The organism is Phormidesmis sp. 146-20 (assembly GCF_052939475.1).
Map to the genome: position 1 here is coordinate 20,638 of NZ_JBJPHT010000050.1, position 23,911 is coordinate 44,548.

At 48.1% G+C, this 23,911-nt stretch carries 25 protein-coding genes, 1 tRNA gene and 1 pseudogene; 17 read left to right on the plus strand and 10 right to left on the minus strand.

Features of this window, described 5'->3' with window-relative positions; genetic code table 11:
• From ACKFKH_RS27005 to ACKFKH_RS27015, 3 genes are all read left to right on the plus strand, one after another.
• A partial coding sequence (locus tag ACKFKH_RS27005) for an FG-GAP-like repeat-containing protein (protein ID WP_446861448.1) occupies positions 1 to 2,956 on the plus strand: 2,956 nt, incomplete at its 5' end.
• Between the two features lie 63 nt (positions 2,957 to 3,019).
• Positions 3,020 to 4,540 (plus strand): Lpg1974 family pore-forming outer membrane protein, encoded by a 1,521-nt coding sequence (locus ACKFKH_RS27010; protein WP_446861449.1) that lies wholly within the window; start codon positions 3,020 to 3,022, stop codon positions 4,538 to 4,540.
• Positions 4,541 to 4,756: 216 nt separating this feature from the next.
• Positions 4,757 to 7,114 carry a prolyl oligopeptidase family serine peptidase gene (locus tag ACKFKH_RS27015; protein WP_446861450.1) on the plus strand — a complete coding sequence of 786 codons (2,358 nt, stop codon included), beginning with the start codon at positions 4,757 to 4,759 and terminating at the stop codon, positions 7,112 to 7,114.
• Between the two features lie 186 nt (positions 7,115 to 7,300).
• Here ACKFKH_RS27015 and ACKFKH_RS27020 read toward each other — a convergent pair whose 3' ends face one another.
• The 6 genes from ACKFKH_RS27020 to ACKFKH_RS27045 all read right to left on the minus strand — a co-directional run bounded on the left by ACKFKH_RS27020 (position 7,301) and on the right by ACKFKH_RS27045 (position 12,657).
• A complete protein-coding gene (locus ACKFKH_RS27020; RefSeq protein WP_446861451.1) occupies positions 7,301 to 8,836 on the minus strand; it encodes an alkaline phosphatase PhoX in 1,536 nt (511 codons plus the stop codon).
• 269 nt (positions 8,837 to 9,105) lie between these two features.
• Positions 9,106 to 9,540 carry a cell division protein SepF gene (locus ACKFKH_RS27025; protein WP_446861452.1) on the minus strand — a complete coding sequence of 145 codons (435 nt, stop codon included), beginning with the start codon at positions 9,538 to 9,540 and terminating at the stop codon, positions 9,106 to 9,108.
• Positions 9,541 to 9,701: 161 nt separating this feature from the next.
• Positions 9,702 to 10,214 (minus strand): GNAT family N-acetyltransferase, encoded by a 513-nt coding sequence (locus ACKFKH_RS27030; RefSeq protein ID WP_446861453.1) that lies wholly within the window; start codon positions 10,212 to 10,214, stop codon positions 9,702 to 9,704.
• A 246-nt stretch (positions 10,215 to 10,460) separates the two neighbouring features.
• Positions 10,461 to 11,114 (minus strand): hypothetical protein, encoded by a 654-nt coding sequence (locus tag ACKFKH_RS27035; protein ID WP_446861454.1) that lies wholly within the window; start codon positions 11,112 to 11,114, stop codon positions 10,461 to 10,463.
• 76 nt (positions 11,115 to 11,190) lie between these two features.
• A complete protein-coding gene (locus ACKFKH_RS27040) occupies positions 11,191 to 11,316 on the minus strand; it encodes a hypothetical protein (RefSeq protein ID WP_446861455.1) in 126 nt (41 codons plus the stop codon).
• Positions 11,317 to 11,529: 213 nt separating this feature from the next.
• Positions 11,530 to 12,657 (minus strand): RuBisCO accumulation factor 1, encoded by a 1,128-nt coding sequence (locus ACKFKH_RS27045; protein ID WP_446861456.1) that lies wholly within the window; start codon positions 12,655 to 12,657, stop codon positions 11,530 to 11,532.
• A 122-nt stretch (positions 12,658 to 12,779) separates the two neighbouring features.
• On the opposite strand from ACKFKH_RS27045, the gene ACKFKH_RS27050 reads away from it, so the two are divergent.
• From ACKFKH_RS27050 to ACKFKH_RS27105, 12 genes and pseudogenes are all read left to right on the plus strand, one after another.
• Positions 12,780 to 12,852: transfer RNA gene (locus ACKFKH_RS27050), tRNA-Ala, on the plus strand.
• 411 nt (positions 12,853 to 13,263) lie between these two features.
• Positions 13,264 to 14,883 (plus strand): annotated as a pseudogene (locus ACKFKH_RS27055) (HsdM family class I SAM-dependent methyltransferase).
• Between the two features lie 19 nt (positions 14,884 to 14,902).
• The gene (locus tag ACKFKH_RS27060) at positions 14,903 to 15,079 is read left to right on the plus strand and encodes a type II toxin-antitoxin system HicA family toxin (protein ID WP_446861457.1); all 177 of its coding nucleotides are present in this window, start codon (positions 14,903 to 14,905) and stop codon (positions 15,077 to 15,079) included.
• Positions 15,079 to 15,297, plus strand: a complete 219-nt coding sequence (locus tag ACKFKH_RS27065; protein WP_446861458.1) for a type II toxin-antitoxin system HicB family antitoxin — start codon at positions 15,079 to 15,081, stop codon at positions 15,295 to 15,297. The genes ACKFKH_RS27060 and ACKFKH_RS27065 overlap by 1 nt, the downstream gene beginning before the upstream one ends.
• A gap of 62 nt (positions 15,298 to 15,359) precedes the next feature.
• Positions 15,360 to 15,596, plus strand: coding sequence for a DUF2281 domain-containing protein (locus ACKFKH_RS27070; RefSeq protein ID WP_446861459.1), 237 nt, complete (start codon positions 15,360 to 15,362; stop codon positions 15,594 to 15,596).
• The gene (vapC, locus tag ACKFKH_RS27075) at positions 15,593 to 16,006 is read left to right on the plus strand and encodes a type II toxin-antitoxin system tRNA(fMet)-specific endonuclease VapC (RefSeq protein ID WP_446861460.1); all 414 of its coding nucleotides are present in this window, start codon (positions 15,593 to 15,595) and stop codon (positions 16,004 to 16,006) included. The genes ACKFKH_RS27070 and vapC overlap by 4 nt, the downstream gene beginning before the upstream one ends.
• Positions 16,007 to 16,015: 9 nt before the next feature.
• A complete protein-coding gene (locus tag ACKFKH_RS27080; RefSeq protein ID WP_446861461.1) occupies positions 16,016 to 17,329 on the plus strand; it encodes a restriction endonuclease subunit S in 1,314 nt (437 codons plus the stop codon).
• Positions 17,316 to 17,978 (plus strand): AAA family ATPase, encoded by a 663-nt coding sequence (locus tag ACKFKH_RS27085; protein WP_446861462.1) that lies wholly within the window; start codon positions 17,316 to 17,318, stop codon positions 17,976 to 17,978. Before ACKFKH_RS27080 ends, ACKFKH_RS27085 begins: the two co-directional genes overlap by 14 nt.
• A gap of 9 nt (positions 17,979 to 17,987) precedes the next feature.
• Positions 17,988 to 18,332, plus strand: coding sequence for an AAA family ATPase (locus ACKFKH_RS27090; protein WP_446861482.1), 345 nt, complete (start codon positions 17,988 to 17,990; stop codon positions 18,330 to 18,332).
• 15 nt (positions 18,333 to 18,347) lie between these two features.
• On the plus strand, positions 18,348 to 18,575 hold the full coding sequence (locus ACKFKH_RS27095; RefSeq protein WP_446861463.1) for a hypothetical protein: 228 nt from the start codon (positions 18,348 to 18,350) through the stop codon (positions 18,573 to 18,575).
• The gene (locus tag ACKFKH_RS27100) at positions 18,550 to 19,266 is read left to right on the plus strand and encodes a hypothetical protein (RefSeq protein WP_446861464.1); all 717 of its coding nucleotides are present in this window, start codon (positions 18,550 to 18,552) and stop codon (positions 19,264 to 19,266) included. The genes ACKFKH_RS27095 and ACKFKH_RS27100 overlap by 26 nt, the downstream gene beginning before the upstream one ends.
• A complete protein-coding gene (locus ACKFKH_RS27105) occupies positions 19,263 to 20,489 on the plus strand; it encodes a type I restriction endonuclease (protein ID WP_446861465.1) in 1,227 nt (408 codons plus the stop codon). Before ACKFKH_RS27100 ends, ACKFKH_RS27105 begins: the two co-directional genes overlap by 4 nt.
• Here ACKFKH_RS27105 and ACKFKH_RS27110 read toward each other — a convergent pair.
• Positions 20,476 to 20,757 carry an ISAzo13-like element transposase-related protein gene (locus ACKFKH_RS27110; protein ID WP_446861483.1) on the minus strand — a complete coding sequence of 94 codons (282 nt, stop codon included), beginning with the start codon at positions 20,755 to 20,757 and terminating at the stop codon, positions 20,476 to 20,478. The two genes, ACKFKH_RS27105 and ACKFKH_RS27110, sit on opposite strands and share 14 nt — an antisense overlap.
• Between ACKFKH_RS27110 and ACKFKH_RS27115 the strand changes: the two genes are divergently transcribed.
• Together ACKFKH_RS27115 and ACKFKH_RS27120 are read left to right on the plus strand one after the other, a co-directional pair.
• Complete coding sequence (locus tag ACKFKH_RS27115; protein WP_446861466.1) at positions 20,664 to 21,203, plus strand: pPIWI_RE module domain-containing protein; 540 nt, start codon at positions 20,664 to 20,666, stop codon at positions 21,201 to 21,203. The two genes, ACKFKH_RS27110 and ACKFKH_RS27115, sit on opposite strands and share 94 nt — an antisense overlap.
• Complete coding sequence (locus tag ACKFKH_RS27120; protein ID WP_446861467.1) at positions 21,145 to 21,726, plus strand: RNaseH domain-containing protein; 582 nt, start codon at positions 21,145 to 21,147, stop codon at positions 21,724 to 21,726. The genes ACKFKH_RS27115 and ACKFKH_RS27120 overlap by 59 nt, the downstream gene beginning before the upstream one ends.
• 301 nt (positions 21,727 to 22,027) lie before the next feature.
• Here the strand turns inward: ACKFKH_RS27120 and ACKFKH_RS27125 are convergent, their stop codons facing one another.
• The 3 genes from ACKFKH_RS27125 to ACKFKH_RS27135 form a co-directional block, all read right to left on the minus strand.
• Complete coding sequence (locus ACKFKH_RS27125) at positions 22,028 to 22,444, minus strand: VOC family protein (RefSeq protein WP_446861468.1); 417 nt, start codon at positions 22,442 to 22,444, stop codon at positions 22,028 to 22,030.
• Positions 22,445 to 22,632: 188 nt separating this feature from the next.
• Positions 22,633 to 23,163, minus strand: a complete 531-nt coding sequence (locus ACKFKH_RS27130; RefSeq protein WP_446861469.1) for a hypothetical protein — start codon at positions 23,161 to 23,163, stop codon at positions 22,633 to 22,635.
• Between the two features lie 80 nt (positions 23,164 to 23,243).
• On the minus strand, positions 23,244 to 23,714 hold the full coding sequence (locus ACKFKH_RS27135) for a hypothetical protein (RefSeq protein WP_446861470.1): 471 nt from the start codon (positions 23,712 to 23,714) through the stop codon (positions 23,244 to 23,246).
• Positions 23,715 to 23,911: the final 197 nt, after the last annotated feature.

The following is a 23,911-nucleotide window of genomic DNA, read 5'->3' on the forward strand; positions in this document are numbered from 1 at the left end:
CTGGCTGATGGATGGTCTGAAACTGCTCGATTTTGCCGCGATTCCCTACAATGTGCCGACGAGTTGGACATCGACGCTGGGCGATTTTAATGGCGACGGTAAGGATGATCTGTTCTGGCGACACAGTTCGGGTGCGGTGTCTGTCTGGCTGATGGATGGTCTGAAACTGCTCGATTTTGCCGCGATTCCCTACAATGTGTCGATCGACTGGACAAGCACGATCGCTGACCTCGATGGAGATGGCAAGGCGGATGTGTTTTGGCGAAATAATTCAGGCGCTAACAGTGTTTGGTTATTCAATGGTCTGGCTCTCAAGCAATTTGCGTCTGTCACCAATGGTGCAGAAATTTTGGGCAGCGATTTGCTGTTAGGCGATCACGGCAAGATCTATCAAGCGCTTCCTGGCGATCGTAACTATTTCTCAATTGACATCGGTCTAGCTGCGGCGGCTGGAAACGATACTCTGTATGGCAATCAGGGCGATGACATTCTCCTCGGACAACAGGGAAATGATTACTTGAGTGGTGGCACGGGTGAAGACGATATGATCGGGGGTCACAACGTCATCGGTGGCGCTGATGGGAATGACACGATGAATGGTGACGATAACGCTGACGTGATGCTGGGCGACAATGGTATGATTACCCGCCGTCCCCTGGGAGCGAGTTGGCAGCGATACCCCGCTCCTTTTGCGGATGTGATTCGCGATGTGGTGCGCTTTGATGATGTCGATCGCATGGGTGGTAATGATCTGATGCGCGGTGGCGCTGGTGACGACATTATTCAGGGGCAGCGAGGAAACGATGCGCTCAGTGGGGATGATGGCGATGACGAAATGTATGGTCAGCTAGGTGACGATTGGATGGAGGGCGGCAACGGTCAAGATTTCATGTTAGGCGATGTCGGTATTATCACTCGCGAATATAACCCAGACGGAACGCCTCGCCTCAATCGCAACGGTTCCTGGCATCGCAACGCACTATTAACAGATGTCGGAAAAATGACCGCCTCTCTGAATACAATCTCTAATGCTAACTTCCAGATTTCTGATCTATTGATTCTGACGAGCGCAAACGGTGGTGTGACTACTCAAGTGCAAGCGATCGAACTGTTTGCTGATGGCAACGATAGCATGAGCGGCGGTAATGGAGATGATTCGATGTTTGGTCAGCGGGGCAACGATGGAATGAGTGGTGACGCTGGCAGTGATTATCTGGAAGGCAACGCTGGAAATGATGAGATGAATGGAGGCGCTGATGACGACTTTATCATCGGAGATAATACGAATAACATCGAGCCGTTTATCACCGAGGTTCCCACGGTTAAACGTGGCTATCACATCATCGAGCAAGCGGCGGGACTCAATTTTGTGTTGGGCAGCTATGGCACGATTCTCACGCCCAATCTGACGCTCACACCCAGAATGAATTATGGACTGTTGCCGACGCTCACCCTTTCGCCGCAGGTGGTTTTAGACGGTTCTGCGATTCCAGTCGCTCCCCTCAGATCCCAAACTCAAACCTTCCAGTCTTTGGTGGCACTGATTCCAGACTTGAGCAATCATCTCGATCTGGTCGAAGGCAATGATTTTATCAAGGGTGGAGCGGGTAAAGATACGATCGTCGGTGACAACTATGCAGGCTTCATGCCAATTCGTACAGGCAACAGCGCGATCGACCAAAATCTCGATCAACTCACGACCGCTTTGTATCACTTAAATTACGACCTGCATGATTTAGAAGTTGCATTTAGCCAGGGTCAGACCGCCAGAACGATCACAATCGGCAACGATACGATCAATGGAGACAGCGATCGGGATCTGATCATGGGCGACAATGCAACGTTCTACAGTCCATTCGTGATTCGGCAACCGGAAAATGCTGGCGCGGTGAATGGATTTGTGAATACGCTCAAACAATCGATCGCCAGCTTTAACAACACAATTAATACTTTGCTGAATCCGTTTGTGGGCAGCGTCAACTCTTCCTACACGCTTTCTCAGGGCAATGACACTCTGAATGGCGGCGATGGAGATGACAAGCTGTTAGGGGCAGATTCGACGATCTTTGCGCCGATTTTGAATACATTAAGCTATCAGCGAGGTAGCTTCTGGAACTATGGGTTCGATCGCACACCCAAAGCGGTTCGTCCCAACTTCAAAGATTTTGATCTGGTTCTCAACAATGACACGATGAATGGCGGAAACGGCAATGATTTGATGATAGGTGGCTACAGCAATTTGATCATGCCGTTGGTAACGATTCAGACAAGCGATCAGGCGCTGCTGAGAAATAACCTGAATACGCTGGTGACCGATGTCAAAGCATACATTCGTGATTTGTTTAATGAACAGTACGGCATTAACTATCTCAATCGAAATCAAGCCAATACCGTGATCGCTGAAAATGATGTGATGAGCGGCGATGCGGGATCAGATTTGATGCTGGGAGACAATGCGACGCTTGTGTTACCTATCGTCAATGGCACCGTCAATCTCAATCTGAATATCACCGACAGCAGCTTTGATTTTGGCATCAGTTCCCACAACTTTTTGCACACGCTGCCTCATCAGTTTGATCTGGCTTATCGCAGTTCGGCTAAGGGTTCTACAACGTTTGGTCAAGACACGCTGTTGGGTGGAGCCGGAAACAACGTTTTGTTGGGCGTGAAGTATCCCGATCGCTTGTTGGGTGATGGTTCTCTATTTGGTGGCAAGGAGTTAGACACATTTGAAGTGGGGGCAAGCAATACGATCGTCGTCGTTCGCAATACAAACCCCAGTCCCAAAGATCAAGAGAATTTGCTGCCGTTTATCAATGCCAATCTGCAAGATTTCTTGAGTCCGACGCTAGAACAATCGTTGCGAGAAGTGATTGCAGCAGGCGATCGCTTTGAGATACCCGCAAGGGGTCGCTTGGCGTTGGAAGGTGAACTTTACGGCAACTTTCCGGGCTGATCAAATTAGGGTGCAGTTGATTCAGAATTTCGACCATCATTCACCGAATTTGTGAGGAGAAACGTGAAAGAACATAGTTTAGGATTAACGGTGACTTTGACCGCTTTAATGGGAGCTGTGCCAGGTCTTGCTCATGCAGAAGATTCTGTAAACGTGCAGCCATCACCCGCGATCGCGACTTTACCTCAAGCCCAATCTTTCCAACCAGAGCCAATTCCAACCGATGCGCCTACGGTAGAAGTAACGACAAAAGTAGAATTCTCGACTCCTCAAATCGAATCGACTCAGTCAGAAAAATTATCTTCTACTCCAACGGTAGAAACCACCTCGATCGCAGAATTTTCAACTCAAAGGGAATCGATCAAAACTTCAGATCAAAAACCTGTAACGCTAAATACGATTGTATCGGAATCAAATTCGTCAATGCCAGCAGTATCATCGATTGCAAAACCTGAAATTGTTGGAGTCTTCTCAACTCAAGCGATCGATCTACAAGCACCTCCGACAATTGAGCAACCTGTTGTAGAACCAATCCAAAACAGTACAGATGACACGCTGCAAAATAAACTACAACGCTTAGAAGAACGCCAACAGCAATTAGAACAACAGATTGATACACTCAAACAGCAATTGTCTAATTCTCCTGCCCAAAATGCGCCCAAAGCCGCGATTACCGTCCCTGAAGATCGCCCATCAGCGTTAACTATCTATGCCCAACCGATGTTCTTGAGAGTCAATCCAGCAACCTCTCTGGACTTTGCGATCGTCGATCCCGGAACCGCCCTGGCAGCCAGTGGACAACTCGCGACGGTGAAGTATGATCAGGCAACTGCACTCAGAATCGGAGCCAGCTATCGTCCTCAAAACACCGCCTGGGAAATCGGAGGTAATCACACATTCTTCGACACCGATGGAACCGCCAGTGCCAGTCGCCCCGCCAACGGATTTCTTTTCTCAACACTGTCTCACCCCCTGCAAAACGACTCTGCCGAAACTGCGGCTGCCAAAGCCAAATTTAACTACAACGTCACCGATGCAGAGTTAGCCTACAACTTCAAAGTGGGCAGAGGGTTGGGAGTCCGTTTGTTTTCAGGCTTGCGCTTCTCAGACATTCACCAATCCATGGCCGTCACCTACAACGGGCGCGACTACACCAACGGCCGATTGGACATGACCAACGACTTTCGCGGATTTGGCCCCCGATTGGGAGTAGAAGCCAGAGTGCTGATGGGCGGCGGATTTAGCTTATTCACCAGAGGGTCAGCGGCTTTGTTGTTTGGCAAACAGTCGTCTAGTTTTCGAGAAACCGATCGCAATGGTGCTGATGTGATTGCTGATCTGGGGCGCGATCGTAATCAAACGGTTCCCGTGGTGGATCTGGCGATCGGGTTAGATTGGGTTCAACCTTTGAGCAGGTCTGCCAAACTCAATCTCAGCCTGGGTTATGAATATCAACAATGGTTCAATGTGATGGACAATATTCGCTTTGTGGATGCCGCCAGTCCTGGAGTTTTTGCCCAAAGCCAGAGCAATCTCAGCCTGCATGGATTCTTTGTCAAAACAGGCTTGCAGTTTGAGTTTTAGTCCAATCAGCACCGCTAAAATCTTGTCTAAAAGTCCCCCAGAATTGGCAGCTTGGGGGGCAGAAGCGCCAAACACCGCAGCGAAAAAGATTTAGTAAATCTAGTCACCATTTTGGATCGAGGCTGGAGTGCAGGTTCTAGAAAATAGCGTGTAACCTGGTAGTCTGAACAAATTCACCTCACTCCTCACTCCTCACTCCTCACTCCTCACCTCCCCATGACCCGATCTGTTGAGCAAATCTGGCAATCTCCCCCTGACCCGATCGCACAAATTCTCAATGCCCCACTGTCTCCCGCCGTCTCGATTTCTCCAGATCACAAGTGGCTGATCGAGTTAGAGCGTTCTGCGCTGCGTCCCCTGTCAGAATTGGCAGAACCCGAACTCGGAATCGCGGGCTTTCGGATCAATCCCAAACTCAATTCGCCTGCTCGATATAGTCCCTACAAAAGTCTGCGGGTAAAACTGCTGTTGGATGAGGTTGCCGAAACGATCGCGCTTCCAAATCATGCAGGAATTGGGTTTGTACGCTGGTCACCAGATAGCCAAAAAATCGCCTTCGCACTCGTCCAAGAAACGGGATTGGAACTGTGGGTGATGGATCTTTTACAACGCATTCCTCAACGCTTAACGGAACCGATTCTCAACGCAACTTACGGAACGCCTTACCGCTGGATGGACGACCGATCGCTGCTCTGTAAGATGATTCCAGGCGATCGACTCGCACCCCCGATCGAGCCAATTCTTCCACCCGGCCCCATTATTCAAGAAAATCTAGGACGCAAAAGTGCCAATCGGACTTACACCAATCTGCTGCAAAATGCTCACGACGAAAGCCTGTTTGAGTATTATTTAACTTCTACGCTAGAGAAAGTTACGATCGCAGGCACCCGAACGGGATTAGTAAAACCCAGTCTGATCAAAGAAGCCGTTCCCTCACCCGATGGCAAATTTATTCTATTAAAAACGCTGCATCGCCCCTTTTCCTATCAGCTTCCAGTGTCCCGATTTCCCTGTCAGATTCAAGTTTTAGACGAGACCGGAACGATTGTTCAAGACATTGCAGACTTGCCATTAGCAGATAGCATTTCCACAAAATTTGACGCAGTACGACCCGGCCGCAGAAACACTGGATGGCGCAGCGATCGACCCTCTACCGTTTACTGGATTGAAGCACTGGACGACGGCGATCCCACCCAGAAAGTCCCGTTTCGAGATGCCTTATTTCAACTCAATGCCCCCTTTGACAAAGCGCCCCAACGCCTCTGGCAGTCAGAATTTCGGTTTCGCCGCATCCTCTGGGGACGAGAAGACGTAGCTCTCGCCTGGGAAAAAGAATACGACAGCCGCACACTTCGCCTCTGGCAGCTTAATCCCGCTCAACCCGACAAGCCAGCCCACCTGCTGATCGAGCGTAGTTCCGAAGACCAATACAGCGATCCTGGAATGCCGATGACGACGATCGGAACGTATCACCGGAGCGTTCTGCGATTTACGCCCGATGGCAATGCGCTTTATTTCTCAGGTCGAGGTGCTTCCCCAGACGGCATCTATCCCTTTCTCGATCGCAGAGCCTTACAAACCGCAGCTTCCGAACGATTGTGGCAGTGTCAGGCTCCCTACTTTGAGTCGATCGTCACGATGCTAGATGACGGGGCCCTGATTACCGTTCGTCAGTCCCAGACAGAACCATCCAACTACTTTTTGCGCCCTACCACAGGTCAGCCCATCCCCCTCACTACCTACGCTGACCCCGCGCCCCAGTTTGCCGGAATTCACAAAGAAGTGGTGCAATATTCACGCGCCGACGGCGTACAGCTATCCGCAAAACTTTACCTGCCTGCGGGCTACGATCCGAGTCGAGATGGGCCGTTGCCGACAATCTTCTGGGTCTATCCCGCCGAATTTAAAGATAAAACCCTAGCCGGACAAATGACCACCGCAGAAAATACCTTTAGCCGTCCCTACGGAGCTTCTGCCTTATTTCTCCTGACTCAAGGCTACGCAATATTGGATGATCCCAGTCTCCCGATCGTCGGTGAAGGCGATGCAGAACCCAATGACACCTATTTACAACAGTTAATCTCTAGCGTTGAAGCAGCGATTGATTATTTGGTTCATCGAGGTGTGAGCGATCGCAATCATTTAGGTATTGGCGGACATTCCTACGGCGGATTCACCACAGCAAATCTGTTAGCACACACGAATCTATTCCAAGCCGGAATCGCCCGCAGTGGTGCATACAATCGTACCCTCACACCCTTTGGATTTCAAGGAGAACAGCGCACCTTTTGGGAAGCCACCGACACCTATAATCAGATGTCTCCTTTCACCCACGCCGCCCAAATCACGGCCCCACTCCTCCTGATCCACGGCGCAAACGACAGCAACCCCGGCACCTACCCCCTGCAAACCGAACGCCTCTACGAAGCCCTCAAAGGACTCGGCGCAACCGTCCGCTGGGTCTCTCTCCCCCTCGAAGACCACGGATACCGCTCTCGCGAAGCCGTTGGTCATGTGCTGTGGGAAATGGTGCAATGGTGCGATCGCTACGTCAAAAAAACGCAAATTCGATGAATCTCGCCGCTACGGTTGCAATCTTGGAAACGTCTCCTAAATTCCCCACAAGTAAGGGACTTTGAACTAGAAATCTTGTCTAAAAGTTCCCTAGAATTGGGGGGGCAGAAGATGTGAACACCGCAGCGAAAAAACTGCATCGAACTTACGGTTAGTGAAAGCGATCGCAACCCTTGCAACTCAAGTCTAGCGACCCGTCCACGGCCCCCAAATCGCGAAGGTGATGCCAGGAGTTTGAATGTTGACAAACAGCGTTTTGCCACTCGGAGAGAAGCAAGCCCCCGCAAACTCATTGTCAGCAAACTGATCTTTGAGGGTCGCGTCAGTGCTATTTGCAAAGAGAACATTCTTGGCAAACTGATATAACTTCCCTTTCTTAGTTACGCCCACCAGGTATTGTTCACCGCCGCCATCCTCGCACAAAATCAAATCGCCGAAAGGAGTCACCACAACGTTGTCAGGCTCATCTAGCAGATCGCCCGCCGAAGAGGCCTCCACCAACAGCTTGATCGTTTCTTTACGGGGATTGTATTCCCAGACCTGACCATTGCCACGGGCATTATCAAAGGCTGGAGTTCCCGCTTGAGTTGCAACAAAATAAATCCTGTTGTTTCCATAAAAAGCGCCTTCACCCCGAAAGAAGATTGCCGCCCCTTTAGCCTGCGCTTGCCCCCGAACAGACTCCGGTTTGCCAAGACTGTTCGCCGTATCATTGTTATCTGTAAAATCAGGGTCAGGATTGTCAACCTTAACCCACTCTACTTCAAACTCTTGCCCAACTTTGATGCGTCCAGGCTGACCCCCCTTGCCCGGTACCGGAAGATTGGGATTGTTTGTGGTAATTAAAGCAAAGTTCTCGCTGCCCTTAATCTTGAGAGCGTACAGCGTTCCTCCCTTTTGCAAGTCACCCAGTTGTAACTGCTTTGCTTTCTTGCCTTCTTCGATGACTCTGGGCACAAATCGATAGATGCAGCTATCGCCTCGATCTTCCGTTTCGTAGATATATCCAGTTTTGGGATCTACCGCGATCGCTTCATGGCTAAACCGTCCCATGTCTCGCAAAGGAGTCGGATTCACAATTCCACTGTTGGCGTTAGCATACACCTCGAAGTTGTAACCATGTTTGACGATCGCATTGTTCGCGCTAATAGTCGTCGAGAAGGTTTCTTCGCAGCTAATCCAGCTTCCCCAGGGAGTGCCGCCGCCCGCACAGTTAGTTCTCGTGCCTGCCAGAGAGGTGAAATCTTTAACCAGTTCGCGCTTACTTCCAACGACTAATGTGGTTGTCCCACCCAAGGCAGTCGTTGAATATCGGTTTGCGCCAACCACTGGATAGTTGTAAGCAGCAGGCAAAGAGGTGCTCAATTCATGGTTGCGAACTAAGAGTGTAGTATTGTTTGGGCCAGGAAACGCCGCCATTCCGTCATGTCCCGCAGGCACCTTAGAGCCATCGCTCATCGTCTGACCTGTAATAGAAAGTGCCCGGTAACTAAATCCCGGTGGCAGTGCTAACAAAGGTTCTTGGCTCAAGTCACCCAAAACTGTGTTGGTCAACTCGGCTGCGTTTACGGGCAATTTGGGACGCAATGGGCCAAAGCCAACTCCTCTTGAAACGTCACCATTGGCTACTCTGGCATAGAATGCTTCGAGAGGAGCAACCATCGTGACACTAGCCGTTGTTGCGCCAGCTAAGGTCAAAAACCGTCGTCGAGAGACTCTCATATCCTTTCCCACCGCAGATGAATACGAGCGTTAGTATATGAGGCTACAACTAAGCGCAAGCAAACACTGGTTTAAGCTTTGATTATTTAAGCCTTAATTATTTATTTAAGCTTTGGTTATCTAAATCCCATCAAGGTGGCAAACCTGCAAAACAAATCGACCTAAAGGATTGTGAATCAAACCGTGACGACCAATCTTCGGTTTTATCAAATTCTCAATGTGAAGTTAACTGTCCGTAACGGCAATGAGGACAAAACTCGGCACCCTCTTTAGTCCGGCACAAATGGCGGCACCGGAACGACTGACTGCCACTGACTCACCTGCACAAACGGCGGCACAAAGAGAAAAATATCTTTCCAGATGCGGCTTTGTTGACCGCCGATCGCATAAATCGCCCCCGCCAAAAAGTCAACCGATCGCTGGGCATCTTCTGACGATCGCATCTTAGAACAGTTGAGAATGATGACTTTCTGCTCTAGCAGCGCATTCACCGCTTCGGGAATCTCCTCGAAAGTTGTCGGATACAACACAAGACATTCTTGTGGAGGACTGGTCGCCCTGGGTAAAGCCACCACGTTATCGGGAGCAGCGACTGGGGGCAAATCTTGTTCTGGCTCATCAAACTCTTCTGGGTAGGAAGCATCTTCCCATCCAAAATCTTCTTGTCCCCAAAACGCTTCTGATAGCTGCCTAAGAAGTTGCATAGCTCACCTACTGGTTGCGCCATTCCAGTACCGATGTTCTTAGTATAGGCGCAAATGTCCAGCTTGCAATGCTTCTCAAAAAGTCATCCTGCTGAGAATGTAACCGCAACCCAATACGATCGCATCGTGCAGAATCTTTTGTTTGCCGCTCGATCGACTTGTCATCCTGCTGGTAACGACTCCGCCACCCTCAACACATACCGCCAGTACCGAATTCCAAAATGGCTGGGCAACTCGATATCTTGCTTAAATCCCAGTCCCTCATACATCCTTCTTGCGGCTACCATTAACTCGCTTGTATGTAAGCCAACCACTTCCGCTTTGTCTTGCTTTGCTCGATGAATGCATTCCTGACTGAGTTGCCGTCCAATCCCCAAACCCCGGTACTGTGGCAATACTGCTAACATCCGCAACGATGCCCACCCCACATGAAACAGACGACTATCCGACGTTCCAGGAGGACAATAAATAACTGACCCAACTAACGCTTGATCTTGTTGAGCAACCATTAATCGTCCTTGCTTTGCGATCTCTGCCACATTTAACAAGTTGGCTTGCATGGTTTTCCAATTGTCCGAGGTCAGAGCATGAGAATACTCGCGATAGGCTTCTACACTGAGAGATGCCACATCATTAAACTCTTGGATAAGAGCATCTCGGACAATCAGTGTCATAAGCATCGTTCTCCATTGAAAGTCACTTCAATCTAACTCTGACCGCCCCTCCGGTTTGACCCAACCGCCCCACGAATCTTGCCGTTCTACAACTTTGGATACCAAACCCAAACCGTTACGCTCAAATCGCCCCTCAACCAACTCAATAAAGCAAGATAACGTTGCGGTTGAGCCACTGTAAGTAGCCTTTGCAACATCACTGATGATCTCTTAGAAGTTCGCTCCAATCAAATTGTTATACTGCCACTATAAGCCCTTTCCGACACTTGACACATCGATTCGATAGATTGATCCATGACTGAGAATGTATAGCGAACTTCCTCTGCCAACAACTCGCTCCGCAACGATTTTTTGTCCTCTCTCATCTGTCAATTGGAATTGCTGAAGGCGTTTGACCTTACCGTTTTTGTTTAGAGAAAACAAGTGATATGTATCTTGATCGCCATATTCTCCTCGGAATAAAGCACAGTTGTCAAAAACAGCAAAACTATTACTACCTTCAATAGGCATATTCCAGACTGACTGAATCTTCTGATGGCGTAAGTGAACGAGTGGAAATTCTGTGTAGTAATACAGCCAGACATCTGTATCAGACTCCACATTTAATGCATAGCAATCACATATAGAATCTAAGTCATCCGTTGGCTCAAAATCGTATATTTTATTTCCTGCTGAGTCCCATGCAGTAAGTCCAGATGATCCAACTGGTTCATTCCAACCAAAATTTCCAAAAACTCCTTCATCAAAAAAACTAGTCCAAATGATTCCATCTGAAGTTGCCTGAACCGATTGGATGCCATCACCCAGTAGAATCTCTCGCTTAAACTCTCCACTAAAGCTGTAAACGCGACCATTCTTTTCAAAGTTGTTTGGGCCTTTATAGTGAGAACGGGCACACACAAGCAGTAATTCATTTGCAGAAAGCGGTTGGATATCGTGAATATTAAATTTTCTCCTGTAATGCTAAGGTCAAGTGTTAGGCGATTTTTTTGAAAAGCGATCGCTCGATAATTTTGGGGAGTCCCTGGAGTCGTTTTTGCAAAGCTTGCCCTTCCTGGCTGTTCGGTGCGGTAATCGATTGGATCAAGAGCAAACAAGACATAAACCGTTTCATCAAAACCCACATTAAAGGCAACAATCTCTCCGCTATTTACGACGGAATTTAACTCAGCGATCGGGGATAGAGAAAGCATTTTTTGCATAATCTGGCGACAAAACTGCACAAAAGTTCTAAACGCTAACTATCAACTCTCAGATTGCTCTCTACACGAAGGACTTGCGACATAACTCTTTTTTCATCCCTCCTCCCTCATCCCTACTCCTCCAAAACCCACCGCTCAAAATCATCCCGTTGCTGTCGCGTCAGCATTTCTTGGGCATAGCCCACATCCAAAACCTTCTTGGGACGCATCGTCAAAATCACCCTGCCCAACAAAGAAACCTCCGGAGCCGCCTCAAACCAGCGAATCTGCAACTGTTCCTCTTCGGCCACCACAAAGTAGCCGCTCACATCCCAATCTCGCTGGGCCCGATCGACCACCACGACCATTTCCTCAACTTTTTCATCTGTTGGGAGGGGTAAGCGATCGCTATCACACAGCAACACCACAGGATCTTCTGCCGCTCGAATCACCTGCCACCCTGGAAGCGGCACCCATGCCCCCGTCCCCGAAAAATGCACCAGTTGAAAGGCTCCTGTCTCCTCCACCAAAGGCACCACTTGCAAATCAGCCTTCGTCAACGGCAACTTACCCACCACAGGCAAAATCCGCGGCAGTTCTTCATCCGACTCCAGACGATAAATCGGCAATCGGGGAGCCGGACGGCTGGGTGTCACTGTAAAATCCGTTAGCAGTTGCTCAATTTTTTTTCGGGCTGGCTGACTGTGGACAAAGCGTAATCCCTTAGCAATCAAGCGCGATCGCTCCTGCAAGTCACTTTTTTGTTTAGCATTCTTCCAGACCTGAAACGCGATCGCGTCTCCTGGATGATTTGAGAAGTCTTCGGGTGGCTTGCTAAGGCGAGAATAATCCTTAATAGCCCGCGACAATTCTTTGGCTTCATCCAGATCTAACTGCTGATCAAAGGCAAACTCGGCGGCGGCGGCTCGTTCTGCCTGTGTCAGAATCCGTAGCTCATACAAGACATCACTGCCTTTGCGCTGAAAGTGAGCCTGCGTGGAGTCAGAAACTCCGGTGCTGGCGATCGAGGCATACACCTGGGCTGCGACGATAATCTGGTTTTGCTGAATCGGCTCAAACCCGGTTGCTTCAAAAATAGCTTGAGCGGTGTATCCCGACTTCTGCAAGGTTTGGCAGGCTTGCCCCCACTCAACCCAACTGCCCTCTTTGCGCCGCAGAGATTGCAGGAGTGCAGCCGTTTCCACATCGGGGGAGGTTGGTTCTGCCTCAAAGCTGGATAAATCTTGCGGTGTGTCACTCATAAGTCTCAAGGTAAGGGCCAATTTGGGGGGGCGATCGTCTACAGTCCGCTTATCAGCTTACCAAAGTTAGGAGAGGGCTTGACTCAATTTCGAGATTAAGGCATGATACAATGCAGTTTATCGGGGTTATAGCTCAGTTGGTAGAGCGCTGCAATGGCATTGCAGAGGTCAGCGGTTCGAACCCGCTTAGCTCCATTAAAAGTTGTAGAAAAAGTTGTAGATTTGCACATTAAATTGTGTGTTACTTTAGCCATCTGTCTGCCGCTGTGGCATAGGGATGTCTGAATTCTGGAGCGGCAGATTGATGCCTTATTATCAATCGCGAGAGTCCAAATCTTCCACCCTTTACGCAACCATGTCGCAATTATCTCTTCAAGCCGAGATTTTTTGGGCTTCCTGCAAAACTAACTGAAGGGTGACCCCGACAACATTGACAAGCACTTGGTCAGCTATATCGAAGGGTTCTCTAAGAACGTGCGCGAAATCTTCGAGCGGTTTGAGTTTGCCAATGAAGTTGAGAAGATGCGAGAGGCAAACATTCTGTATCTGGTTGTCTCAAAATTTTGTGATATTGATATGCATCCCAATACAGTGGACAACATTGAGATGGGGTTGCTGTTTGAGGACTTAATTCGTCGCTTTAACGAAGCTGCTAACGAGACGGCGGGTGACCACTTTACTCCGCGTGAGGTGATTCGCCTCATGGTGGACATTTTGTTTGACCCTGACGGCGATATTTTGACAAAGCCCAACATCATTCGCCGCGTGCTTGATCCTGCGTGTGGTACGGGGGGGATGTTGTCAGAAGCGAAGAAACATCTGCGATAAATGAATGAGAATTCTCGGCTGTATGCGTATGGGCAGGATTTTAATCCCCGATCGTATGCGATCGCTGCTTCGGATTTATTGATGCGGGGCAATGAAGAAGGCGAAATTCGCTTTGGGGATTCACTGATCGATGATCAGTATGAGGACGATCGCTTCGATTATTTACTTGCTAACCCACCGTTTGGGGTGGGTTGGAAGAAGCAACAAAAAGAGGTGCAGCGGGAACACGATAAACAGAGGTTTGCAGGAAGATTCGGGGCAGGATTACCACGAGTCAATGACGGATCGCTGCTGTTTTTGCAGCACATGATTAGCAAGTTTGAGCCGTATCAGCCGCAGCAGGGTAAGCAAGGTTCGCGACTGGCGATCGTGTTTAATGGCTCACCGCTGTTTACGGGAGGGGCGGGTAGCGGCGAGAGTGAGATTCGCAAGTGGGTGATTGAGCATGATTGGCTGGAAGCGACCCTTGCGGTATCTGCGAAGCAGCGCGTGGCGTTGCCTGAGCAAATGTTCTACAACACTGGAATTGGAACCTATGTGTGGATCGTAACCAACCGCAAGCAACCGCACCGCAAAGGCAAGGTTCAACTGATTGATGCCCGTGCCCAATGGCAGCCGATGCGCCGTAGTTTAGGTGATAAACGTCGCTACATGGGCGAAGAAGATACCGCGATCGTGGTGCGAGAATACGGCAAATTCGTCGAAAGTGAGACGAGCAAAATTTTCGACAATGAGGATTTTGGCTATAACCGAGTGCCGATCGAGCGTCCGTTACGGCTGTTATATGAGATGACGGTCGATCGCAAAAGCCGCTTTCTCGATGCCATACCGCATTTGCTAGATGATGTGCAGGCGATCGATCGCAAGCTAGGGCGAGAACCGCGAACGGACTGGAACGAGTTTGATCAATTGCTGGATGATTTGTTATGTCAACGGGGCAGCAAGTGGAAAAAGCCGGAGCGGAAGCTATTTCGGGATGTATTCACTGAGCGCATGGGTGGGAACAAAGATGTTCAGGGTGTGGTTCTGAAGCGGCGTAAGGCGAAGGGAAATGATCCAATCGATCGCGTTTGGGGTTGGTTTCCAGATTGGAAAGATGACCATACACAGGTGATGTATGAGCCAGATTCACAACTGCGCGATTTTGAGAATGTGCGGTTGATCGATCAAAGTGAAGATACGAACATTCAAGAGATTGTGCGCTATTTTCAAGATGAGGTAAAACCTCATGTGAATGATGCTTGGGCAGACAAAGAAAAAATCCGCAGTGCCTATGAAATCAATTTCAATCGTCACTTCTACAAATACACGCCGCCGCGCCCGTTGGCTGAGATTGATGTCGACATTAAGCAGATGGAAGAGGAAATCATTCGGCTGCTGCATGAGGTGACAGAGTAACTGCATGAAAGTTTGAGATGTGATCAAGCGTTTAGAGGAAGATGGATGGTACTCAGCCAGGACAAAAGGGAGTCATCATCAGTTTAAACATTCAGAGAAAGTAGGAACAGTAACCGTTCCAGGAAAACTCTCGAAGGATCTGGCGATTGGTACGTTGATGAGTATTTGGAAGCAAGCTCAGTTGGAGGATGAATGATGCGTTACACGATCGTGATTGAAAAAGCAGAGGGGAATTACTCGGCTTATATTCCTGATTTACCAGGTTGTGTCACCGTTGGAGACACGGTAGAGGATCTGATGGAAAATATGCGGGAAGCGATCGAGATGCACTTAGAGGCAATGCAGGAAGAGGGATTACCCATTCCAGAACCGCAGACGTTGTGTGAGTATATTGAGTTACCGATCGCGAGTTAATAACCGTTGCAATGCTAGTCAGATTACAAAGTGAGCGTTCGTTCAATTTAGGAGAATAGCTTATGAGTACCGCAGAAACAATTTATGAGTTAGTAAAAACATTGCCAGAAGAGCAAGCGAGAACAGTTTTGAAGTTTGCTGAGTTTTTGCGCCAAGAGACAAATCAAAGCACAGCTACATCCGAAAGTGAGTTAGGTTGGGAAGCGGGATTTTTTGAGAAGACAGCAGGATGTTTAGCGGACGATCCCATCATTCGCCATCCACAGCCGCCTTATGATGTGAGGGAACCCATTGCGTGACTTACCTTTTAGATACAAATGTTTGCATTGTTTACCTTAATCAAACAGATTCTAATGTCCGACGAAAAATGGGGGAAGTTCCGCGATCGCAGGTTTTTGTATGCTCGGTTGTGAAAGCTGAATTGTTTTATGGCGCAATGCGGAGTAATAATCCTGAGCGGACGCTAGCACGACAACGGGAATTTTTAAATGCTTTGGTGTCGTTGCCCTTTGATGATTTTGCTGCAACTACTTTCGGAGTCGTTCGCGCTCAACTCGAATCTCTTGGAACACCGATCGGTGCATACGATCTACAAATTGCCTCGATCGCTCTAGCCAATAACTTGACGCTGGTGACTCACAACATCGGAGAATTTAGCCGTGTAGAAGGTCTGAAGCTGGAAGACTGGGAAGTGGAAAGCGATTTGTGAGGTGTTCTTGTGAGTGTATTATGGCTAGAGCAAATACTGAATATATGGAAAATAGCAAGGCTCAAAACAATTGTTGGATTAAGAGCATTCCGCACTACTGGCAGTTCACAGGAACACAACTATGTAGGTCTTGAAAACATTGAATCTTGGACAGGGCGCTTAATTAAGTCAGAACAACCTACTGAATTATTAGATGACAAGGATGAAAGCAAAAGCATAGTCAGTTACTTTGAATCAGGCGATGTTTTGTTTGGGAAGCTCCGCCCGTACCTCGCCAAAGCACACCTTGCCAAAGAAGCAGGAGTTTGTACTACTGAATTGCTCGTCATGAAACCTGATATGGAGTTAGACGGGCAGTTTCTGCTTGATGTGCTGCTCACTAGTGAATTTATTGATCAAGTAAATGCTGCAACGTTTGGCGTAAAGATGCCTCATGCAGACTGGGACATTATCGGTAATCTTTTAATTCCACTTCCCCCGCTCTCTGAACAACGATCGATCGCCCAATACCTCGATCGCCAAACCGCCAAACTCGACACCCTCATCACCCTCAAACAACGCCTCCTCCAACTCCTTGCAGAAAAACGCCGCGCCCTCATCACCCACGCCGTCACTCGTGGTCTGAATCTTGATGTCCCAATGCGTGATTCAAAGATTGAGTGGTTGGGTATGTTCCCTGGAAATTGGAAAACGGGAAGGCTAAAGTTAATATGCAAGTCTTTGCAAACAGGTCCCTTTGGATCACAGCTTCATGCTGAGGATTACATTGATCGCAAAGATGGCGGAATTCCCGTTATTAATCCTGCTCATCTGACTAGTGGAAGAATTGTGCCAGGTGATCGAGTCACTGTAAATAAAATAATGGCAAAGTACTTGGCGGTTCACCGATTAGAGATTGGAGATGTCGTTCTTGCCCGCCGAGGCGAGATTGGTCGGTGTGGACTGGTGACGGATAAGGAAGTCGGTTGGCTCTGTGGTTCGGGTAGTCTTCGAGTGCGACCCAACGCAAAAATTTTAGACTCAAAGTACCTGGTCTTATTGCTTACCAACACATTTGCAGGCTCGTGGCTATCCCTAATGTCAGTAGGGACAACAATGGACAACTTAAATACTGAAATTGTTGGGGAATTTCTAATTCCCCTTCCTCCCTTTCAAGAACAACAAGCAATAGTCAATTACGTTGAAGCTCAAATCGCTAAACTTGATAAGCTGGAAGTCGTCACTAAATACACCGCCGAGCTTTTACAGGAACGTCGTACTGCTCTCATTTCAGCCGCCGTTACTGGGAAAATTCGTGTGAAGGAGGCCTATGCAACTCAGTAGTCTCACCCTTAACCAATTTCGCGCTTTTCAAGAGGTGAAGTTCGATTTTGTCGCTCCAGGCATGAATTTGCTTGTAGGTATCAATGGCGTAGGTAAATCTTCCGTACTTGATGCAATAAGAATTGCATTCTCAAGAGTGCTACCTGAATTTACTGTATCAGAAGAAACCCGTCTAACTTTTAGCATTGATGATGTGATGCACGATCGAAATAAATTGACTGTACAACTCAATTTTATAACCTCTGGCATTCCTTTTGAGTGTTATGTAAGCCGAGATAAAAAGCATGACGTTGAGCTAAAACCTAATCGTACAGACATTCTTTTCCCGCTAAAATCTGCGACTGAGCAGCCACTTGTTATCTATTTCTCAACTCGGCGTTCAATGCTCTTTGATAGCAAAGAACCGAATATCCAAATGGCAGCAGGAGATCAGTCCGTTGCTTTTGTTGAGGCTCTCAAGCCTCGTATGTTACGTCTACAGGAGTTTATCACTTGGTGGATGGTTCAAAAAGAGCTTGCAGACTCAGGATCACCTTCTGCTCAAGAGCGACTTGAAGTTTTACAAAATATTGTAACAAGCTTTTTAGATTGGTGTACTAATTTACGAGTCGTGCGTGAACGAAAACCTACTTTAATGCTCGAAAAATAAGGTGTCACGCTGGATGTCCGTCAGCTTTCTGATGGTGAACGCAGCGTTCTGGCACTAGTTCTCGACTTGGCGCGAGGACTCTCTCAAGCCAACCCAATCTTAGAAAATTCTCTACAAGGCAAAGCCGTCGTGCTGATTGACGAACTCGACTTGCACCTGCATCCGATCTGGCAACGCACGATCGTCGCCAAACTGACCCAAACTTTTCCCAACTGTCAATTCATTGCCACCACTCACTCACCGCAAATTGTGGGCGAAGTCAAACCACCCGGCTTAAGCCTGATTGTTAAAGAGGGCGATCGAGTCGTAGCCATTCAAGAAGGGCTTCAGGGATTTGGGTTAGATTCAAGCTGAATTCTGGAGCATTTGATGGGAACCGCATCCCGCAACGCCTCCACCCAAGCCCAGATTAACCTAGTAGAAGATGCCCTGGAAGAAGGAGAACTTGACCTTGCTAGAAGTCGTCTTGAGACATTAAGAACTATGCAGCACGGCGACGATCCCGAAGTATTTCGGCTAGAAGCCAGCATTAACAACCTTGAAGCCTTAGCAGATGAAGTGGATTTAGACGATGAGATGGATTCAGAAGAAGGGTGAGCCAAGTGAACTGACCGAATGGCGCACTCGTTGCGGAAAGGACATTAACTTTGGCTACGACCTGATGCGTCAAGACAGTTGCGTTACCCAGGCTCTAACTGAGGCTTTGTTAAAAGAGCAAGGCTGCTTGTGTGCTTACACCGGAATGAGAATTGATGGCTACGTCAATCTCCACGATCCGCGTGTTTGCTACTGCCACCTCGAACATGTCAAACCTCAAGGCCACTGCACCTTACAAGAAACCGTCTCATACACTAACCTCGTTGCCTGTTACCCCAAACCAAACCCAAAAGCCAAGATACCCTACGGAGCCGAACAAAAAGGTAATTGGCCACCCCCTGCCGAGCAGCACTTATTTGTTTCTCCACTAGATCCTTCTTGCGAAATCCGCTTTTTATTCAACTTAGGAGGTGGAATTAAATCTAAAGAGGGCGATCAAGCTGCGGCGACCACTATCCGAAAGCTGGCGCTTGATCATCACGACCTCACTGCTTTTCGGAGAGCCGCAATTCAAGGAACGCTTGGCACACAAAACAACCTTTCGATCAAAGATGCACGAAAACGATTGAAAGCCCTAAAATCCAATCAGCATAGACAGCCAGAACCGTTTTGTTTTACTCTCGCTCAAGTTTTAGAAAAACGAATTTCCAAGTTAGAAGAGATTGCCAAATCAAAGAGAGCTAAAAAATGAGCCAAGCCCGTCATAGTGAAGCCGCTTTTGAGAGCGTGATTGAGAATCACTTGCTGACGCATGGCTATATTCAAGTCAAGAGCAGGTTCGATCGCGCCCGTGCCATTTTTCCTGATGAAGCGATCGCCTTCATTCGCACCACCCAGCCCAAAGAGTGGGCAAAGCTAGAAGCGCTTCATGGAGAGAATACTGCCACCCAAATTCTGACCGACCTCTGCAAGTGGATGGATACTTATGGCTCCCTCCACACCCTCCGCCACGGCTTCAAATGTTATGGTCGTACCTTACGAATCGCCTACTTTAAAGCTGCACATAGTTTGAACCCTGACCTAGAGGCTCGATACGCGGCTAACTGCGTCGGTATTACTCGTCAACTTCGCTACAGCGTTCGCGAAGCGTTGCCTTCGGCAAACCGCGATTCTGCCAAATCCCTTGATGTAACCCTCAGTGTGAACGGCATCCCGATCGCCAGTCTCGAACTCAAGAATCCGCTCACTGGACAGACCTTCGAGAACGCTAAACACCAATACCGCAAAGACCGCGATCCGCGTGAGCCAATCTTTGAATTCAAACGGCGCACTCTGGTTCATTTTGCCGTTGATACCGAAGAAGTGTGGATGACCACTCGCTTGGCAGGCGATGCCACTCATTTTCTACCCTTCAACCAGGGCTGTGAAGGTGGGGCTGGCAATCCACCTGACCCAAATGGATGCACCTATCGCACCGCCTACCTCTGGGAGGAAGTTCTCCAGCGAGATAGCCTGCTCGATCTGCTTGCCCGTTTCCTACACCTCCAAGTTGAGGAAAAGCGTGACGACGAAGGGCGAAAGTTCAAAAAGGAGAGCCTAATTTTTCCTCGCCATCATCAGCTTCAGGCAGTCCGAAGACTCGCCGAAGCCACAAGACTCGATGGCGTTGGGCATAACTATTTGATTGAGCATTCCGCAGGCAGCGGCAAGAGCAACACGATCGGTTGGCTGACTCATCGCCTGGCTTCTCTCCACGATGACCAAAACAACCGGGTGTTCGATAGCGTCATCGTCATTACCGATCGCCGCGTCCTTGACCAGCAATTGCAGGACACCATCTACCAATTCGAGCATCGTCAGGGCGTTGTCCAGAAGATCGACGAAGACTCCCGACAACTCGCCCAAGCCCTCGAAAGTGCCGTTCCAGTCATTAGGGATCAGCAATTAAATGAAGTACCAGTTATATTGGGCTGATTGTAATGTCCCACTTAGGCAAAATTTCAGAGCGTTGCCAAAAAGGAAAGTAGAATTCTTCTAGTTCTGAAAGCGGAACTTTGACCCCTTTCTCGTAGAGAGTATCCAGGATCTGCACTATCGGAGCAATTCCCTTCCAAGTCATGTTGGCAGCCCACTGGACGGCAGTCTCAATTGAATCTAGCACCGTCCCATTCCAAAAGTTCTCCAGTGCAGCCCAACACCGTTCAATTGGATTGTGCTTGCTATGATCTCTCCGTGCGTCGATGGATTGTGAATGCTTTAGAACGTCCGCCCTATCGAGGGCTTACCGCTTACATTGGAAATGAATTGCGCTTGTTGGATGGAGTGCGGCAACCGCTTTGTTTTCTTCCATTAACCCTAAAACGTCGAGGAGAAGCTGCTGGCTGGTCGATCGCGATCGAGGCATTGCTGGCGGATGATACTCGTTTGCCGAATCCGAGCGCATTACTCGCCAACCCAACGTATCACGTGGAGCGCGTTGGTGAAGCCACTCAAATTGGCAAATCAATCAATTTTTTAGGTTTACCTGCTAGATCCAAATCCTCAGCTACCGACAGTCAATCGCAACCTGCTAGTCGTAAAAAGGTAAAGAAGACTGATCCGAATACACGATCTGCCCCAATGCTGCTTTATGGCAGAGGCTCAAAATGCTCGGCGCAAAGGATTGCTATCCTGGCTGCAAAATCCTAGTTTGCAGCCGGATAAGGTACTAAAGGCGCTTCAGCTAAAAGATGCTGATGAACTAAATCGCCTATGGATTGTCCGATTACGCTTACAAGGAAGCAGCAATGAAACTCCTGTCGCGATCGTCAAACCTTCCTTAAAGGGTCGAGAACAAGCTGGAAGTCGAGCGAGAGGCAGAATTTATCGCTGGCAAGACATCTGCGAATCTGAACAGCCTCTTTACTTAAGTCTAAGAAGGTCTGCAACGACTGAGCAATATGCTCTAAAGATCTCACAATCTCGATTAGAGGATGGTAGCCACCTTAATATTAATGCAAGATTATTAGAAGTTACGGTTGTTCATCACCCAGGTATTCAGCCCGACCAGCTTGCTCTTCTGGTTCATCGACTCCGAAGCAGATATCCCTACTCCGCCGATGATGGCGCTTTACCATTTCCTTTTCCATTTGCAACCGCAGCAAAGGAATATGCAGTGAGTGTTAGAGATTTAGTAGAACCTGATGGCTCTGAGCAAAATGTGAATAGATAAGTAATTAATTTGACGCAGCGCTGATTGATGTGATGAAGCTTCACTTTCATGAATTGATCGCTTGACCGAAAGAATGTCCTCCTTAAATCATAAGAAGAACTTATAGTCATACTGTGAACTTTTGGCAAGGAGATGGTCGAAATTTGAACTTTTGGCATGGTTATGGCTGAATCAAGTGGAAAACCAATGCGATTGCTCAACACGAGAATCAGCGTTTCAGGTTGAACTTTGGTAAAAGGTTGCTTTGTTAAGCGGCAGGTACTTGGTTTAAGTCACAAGATTAGTTCGTCAACTCCAAGTCTTAAACACTCTTCTCAACAGTCAACCCAATTTCTTGCCCATAAGACAGTTCGAGCGTGTGCCCATCTGGATCGCGTAAGAAGGCCCAGTAGCCGATCGGATACCCAGAATCTTTTGGCTCTTGAAGTAGCACATCTTCTTGTCGCGCCATTGTACATAAAGCATCCATCTGTTCACGACTTTTACAACCGATTCCGAGATGGGCCAGCGGAGATAGAACAGGCTGCACCGATTTTGTCTCGATTAAGACTAATACAAAGGGGCGAGTCTTATCAGATAGCCAAACAACTGCCACGCTGGTTTCTGCATCAACACGCTGATGAATTACCTGCATTTCAGCATAGGTGGCATAGAACTTGATACTTCGTTCAATCTCCAAGACAGGAAGCGCTATATGAGTCAGTCCAATATCAATCATTGTTGTAAAAGTTGTTGTAGAAGTTATTTAAGGAGTCAGGTTTATATTCAACTAATACATTGAATTGTCTATTCGATGCGAATTCGATCACATTCTTTACCAGAGAACTTTGAATCAAAACTCTTCTCTTAAAGTCTTCTAGAACTGAAAGGCCGGAGGGCAGAGAATGACAACATCGAAGCAAAAGTTCATCGAATTGAACTCGTCGATCGAGACAGATAAACCAATCCAAGCATCAGTCGCACAATCAGCAAACCAATCCACACTTCACAGACAAAAGGCAATACCCGAAACCAAATATCCGTGGTGATCAGTCGCGCAAATAACTCGTTTGAAAACCCTTGATTTGTCAGCGCCAACTGAATTGGAATTTGAATCCGAACGCTTGATGTCCATCCAATTAGCTGCAAAGCGAGAATAGCCACCAGCATCCAGACTCGAATAAAGGCCGGTCGCCACCAGAATAGCGCGATCGACACTGGAACCCGCAGCGCCAACAGAATTACCAGAAGTGGGAAAATACGCCACTGATGCACCTGACGAACCGCGATAAAATCTACATTACTCATGCGTGCGCCCAGATCCCACCACATTGGGTAGTTGAGAAACGATTCCAACATCTGTACGCCAAATCCATAGAAAAGCAGCGCAAGATACAACAACAAAAGCCAAAGGCTCTGCGATCGACGTTTTTTCTGATAATCCAATAACGAAATCACGATAGATATCTCCAGTAAATAAAATGGGGACTTTAGACTTTGGACTTTGGTCTTTCATCTAAGGTCTCCCGTCAAAGGTCTTATGAAGCCAGGCTTCTCAATGCCGCTTTCAGGCTTTCTGGTTGCACAACCGCAAGATATTCTGACATGAGGTTTGGGGGCAACAATTCCAGCAAAACCTGGTTTTCGACCCAAAACTCGATTAAGTCAATGAGACCTGCGCGTCTGCATCGGACGGCCCGCCAGCCTTCGCGATCGGCGATCTCCCAAATTTTTGCCTCACTTATCGGAACAGCAATGTTTGCATGAGTTGCCGTGTAGCGAGTATTGAAATTGGAGTCATAAAATTGAACAGGTGCCGTTTCTAAACCTGGCTTCAAGATGAGGCTTTTTGGCATCACCTCAATAGCTGTGCCATAGGAATCAAAAGCAAATGCAACATAGCTCCCCTCATGACCAGGGAATGGGACGGCTTGCCCCTGCCACAGTTCGGCAATGACATTAGCAACGTGTTGGGGATTGTTGACGGCGATCGAAATATGATGAATCATCTAAGTTTCCTCAGTGTCAAAAAGTATTAATTGGACTATTGCATTATCCATTTACAGACAAGTTTTCCATCTTGCATAACCCAGTAAGCAGATAAGCTTTTTCGGGTAACTTTTGTGGAAACAGCTTTGTAACTATCTGCTTTAAATTGCGATACTTGCGGCATTGTAGAATTCATGGTGACCTCTGTAACTTTGAA

Bases quoted from the DNA above. Each gene is read 5' to 3' on its own strand.
- ACKFKH_RS27015 (WP_446861450.1), top strand. From the start codon at position 4,757: ATGACCCGATCTGTTGAGCAAATCTGGCAATCTCCCCCTGACCCGATC.
- ACKFKH_RS27020 (WP_446861451.1), bottom strand. From the start codon at position 8,836: ATGAGAGTCTCTCGACGACGGTTTTTGACCTTAGCTGGCGCAACAACG.
- ACKFKH_RS27025 (WP_446861452.1), bottom strand. From the start codon at position 9,540: ATGCAACTTCTTAGGCAGCTATCAGAAGCGTTTTGGGGACAAGAAGAT.
- ACKFKH_RS27030 (WP_446861453.1), bottom strand. From the start codon at position 10,214: ATGACACTGATTGTCCGAGATGCTCTTATCCAAGAGTTTAATGATGTG.
- ACKFKH_RS27040 (WP_446861455.1), bottom strand. From the start codon at position 11,316: ATGTCTTGTTTGCTCTTGATCCAATCGATTACCGCACCGAACAGCCAG.
- ACKFKH_RS27045 (WP_446861456.1), bottom strand. From the start codon at position 12,657: ATGAGTGACACACCGCAAGATTTATCCAGCTTTGAGGCAGAACCAACC.
- ACKFKH_RS27065 (WP_446861458.1), top strand. From the start codon at position 15,079: ATGCGTTACACGATCGTGATTGAAAAAGCAGAGGGGAATTACTCGGCT.
- ACKFKH_RS27070 (WP_446861459.1), top strand. From the start codon at position 15,360: ATGAGTACCGCAGAAACAATTTATGAGTTAGTAAAAACATTGCCAGAA.
- ACKFKH_RS27085 (WP_446861462.1), top strand. From the start codon at position 17,316: ATGCAACTCAGTAGTCTCACCCTTAACCAATTTCGCGCTTTTCAAGAG.
- ACKFKH_RS27095 (WP_446861463.1), top strand. From the start codon at position 18,348: ATGGGAACCGCATCCCGCAACGCCTCCACCCAAGCCCAGATTAACCTA.
- ACKFKH_RS27100 (WP_446861464.1), top strand. From the start codon at position 18,550: ATGAGATGGATTCAGAAGAAGGGTGAGCCAAGTGAACTGACCGAATGG.
- ACKFKH_RS27105 (WP_446861465.1), top strand. From the start codon at position 19,263: ATGAGCCAAGCCCGTCATAGTGAAGCCGCTTTTGAGAGCGTGATTGAG.
- ACKFKH_RS27120 (WP_446861467.1), top strand. From the start codon at position 21,145: ATGGCAGAGGCTCAAAATGCTCGGCGCAAAGGATTGCTATCCTGGCTG.
- ACKFKH_RS27125 (WP_446861468.1), bottom strand. From the start codon at position 22,444: ATGATTGATATTGGACTGACTCATATAGCGCTTCCTGTCTTGGAGATT.
- ACKFKH_RS27135 (WP_446861470.1), bottom strand. From the start codon at position 23,714: ATGATTCATCATATTTCGATCGCCGTCAACAATCCCCAACACGTTGCT.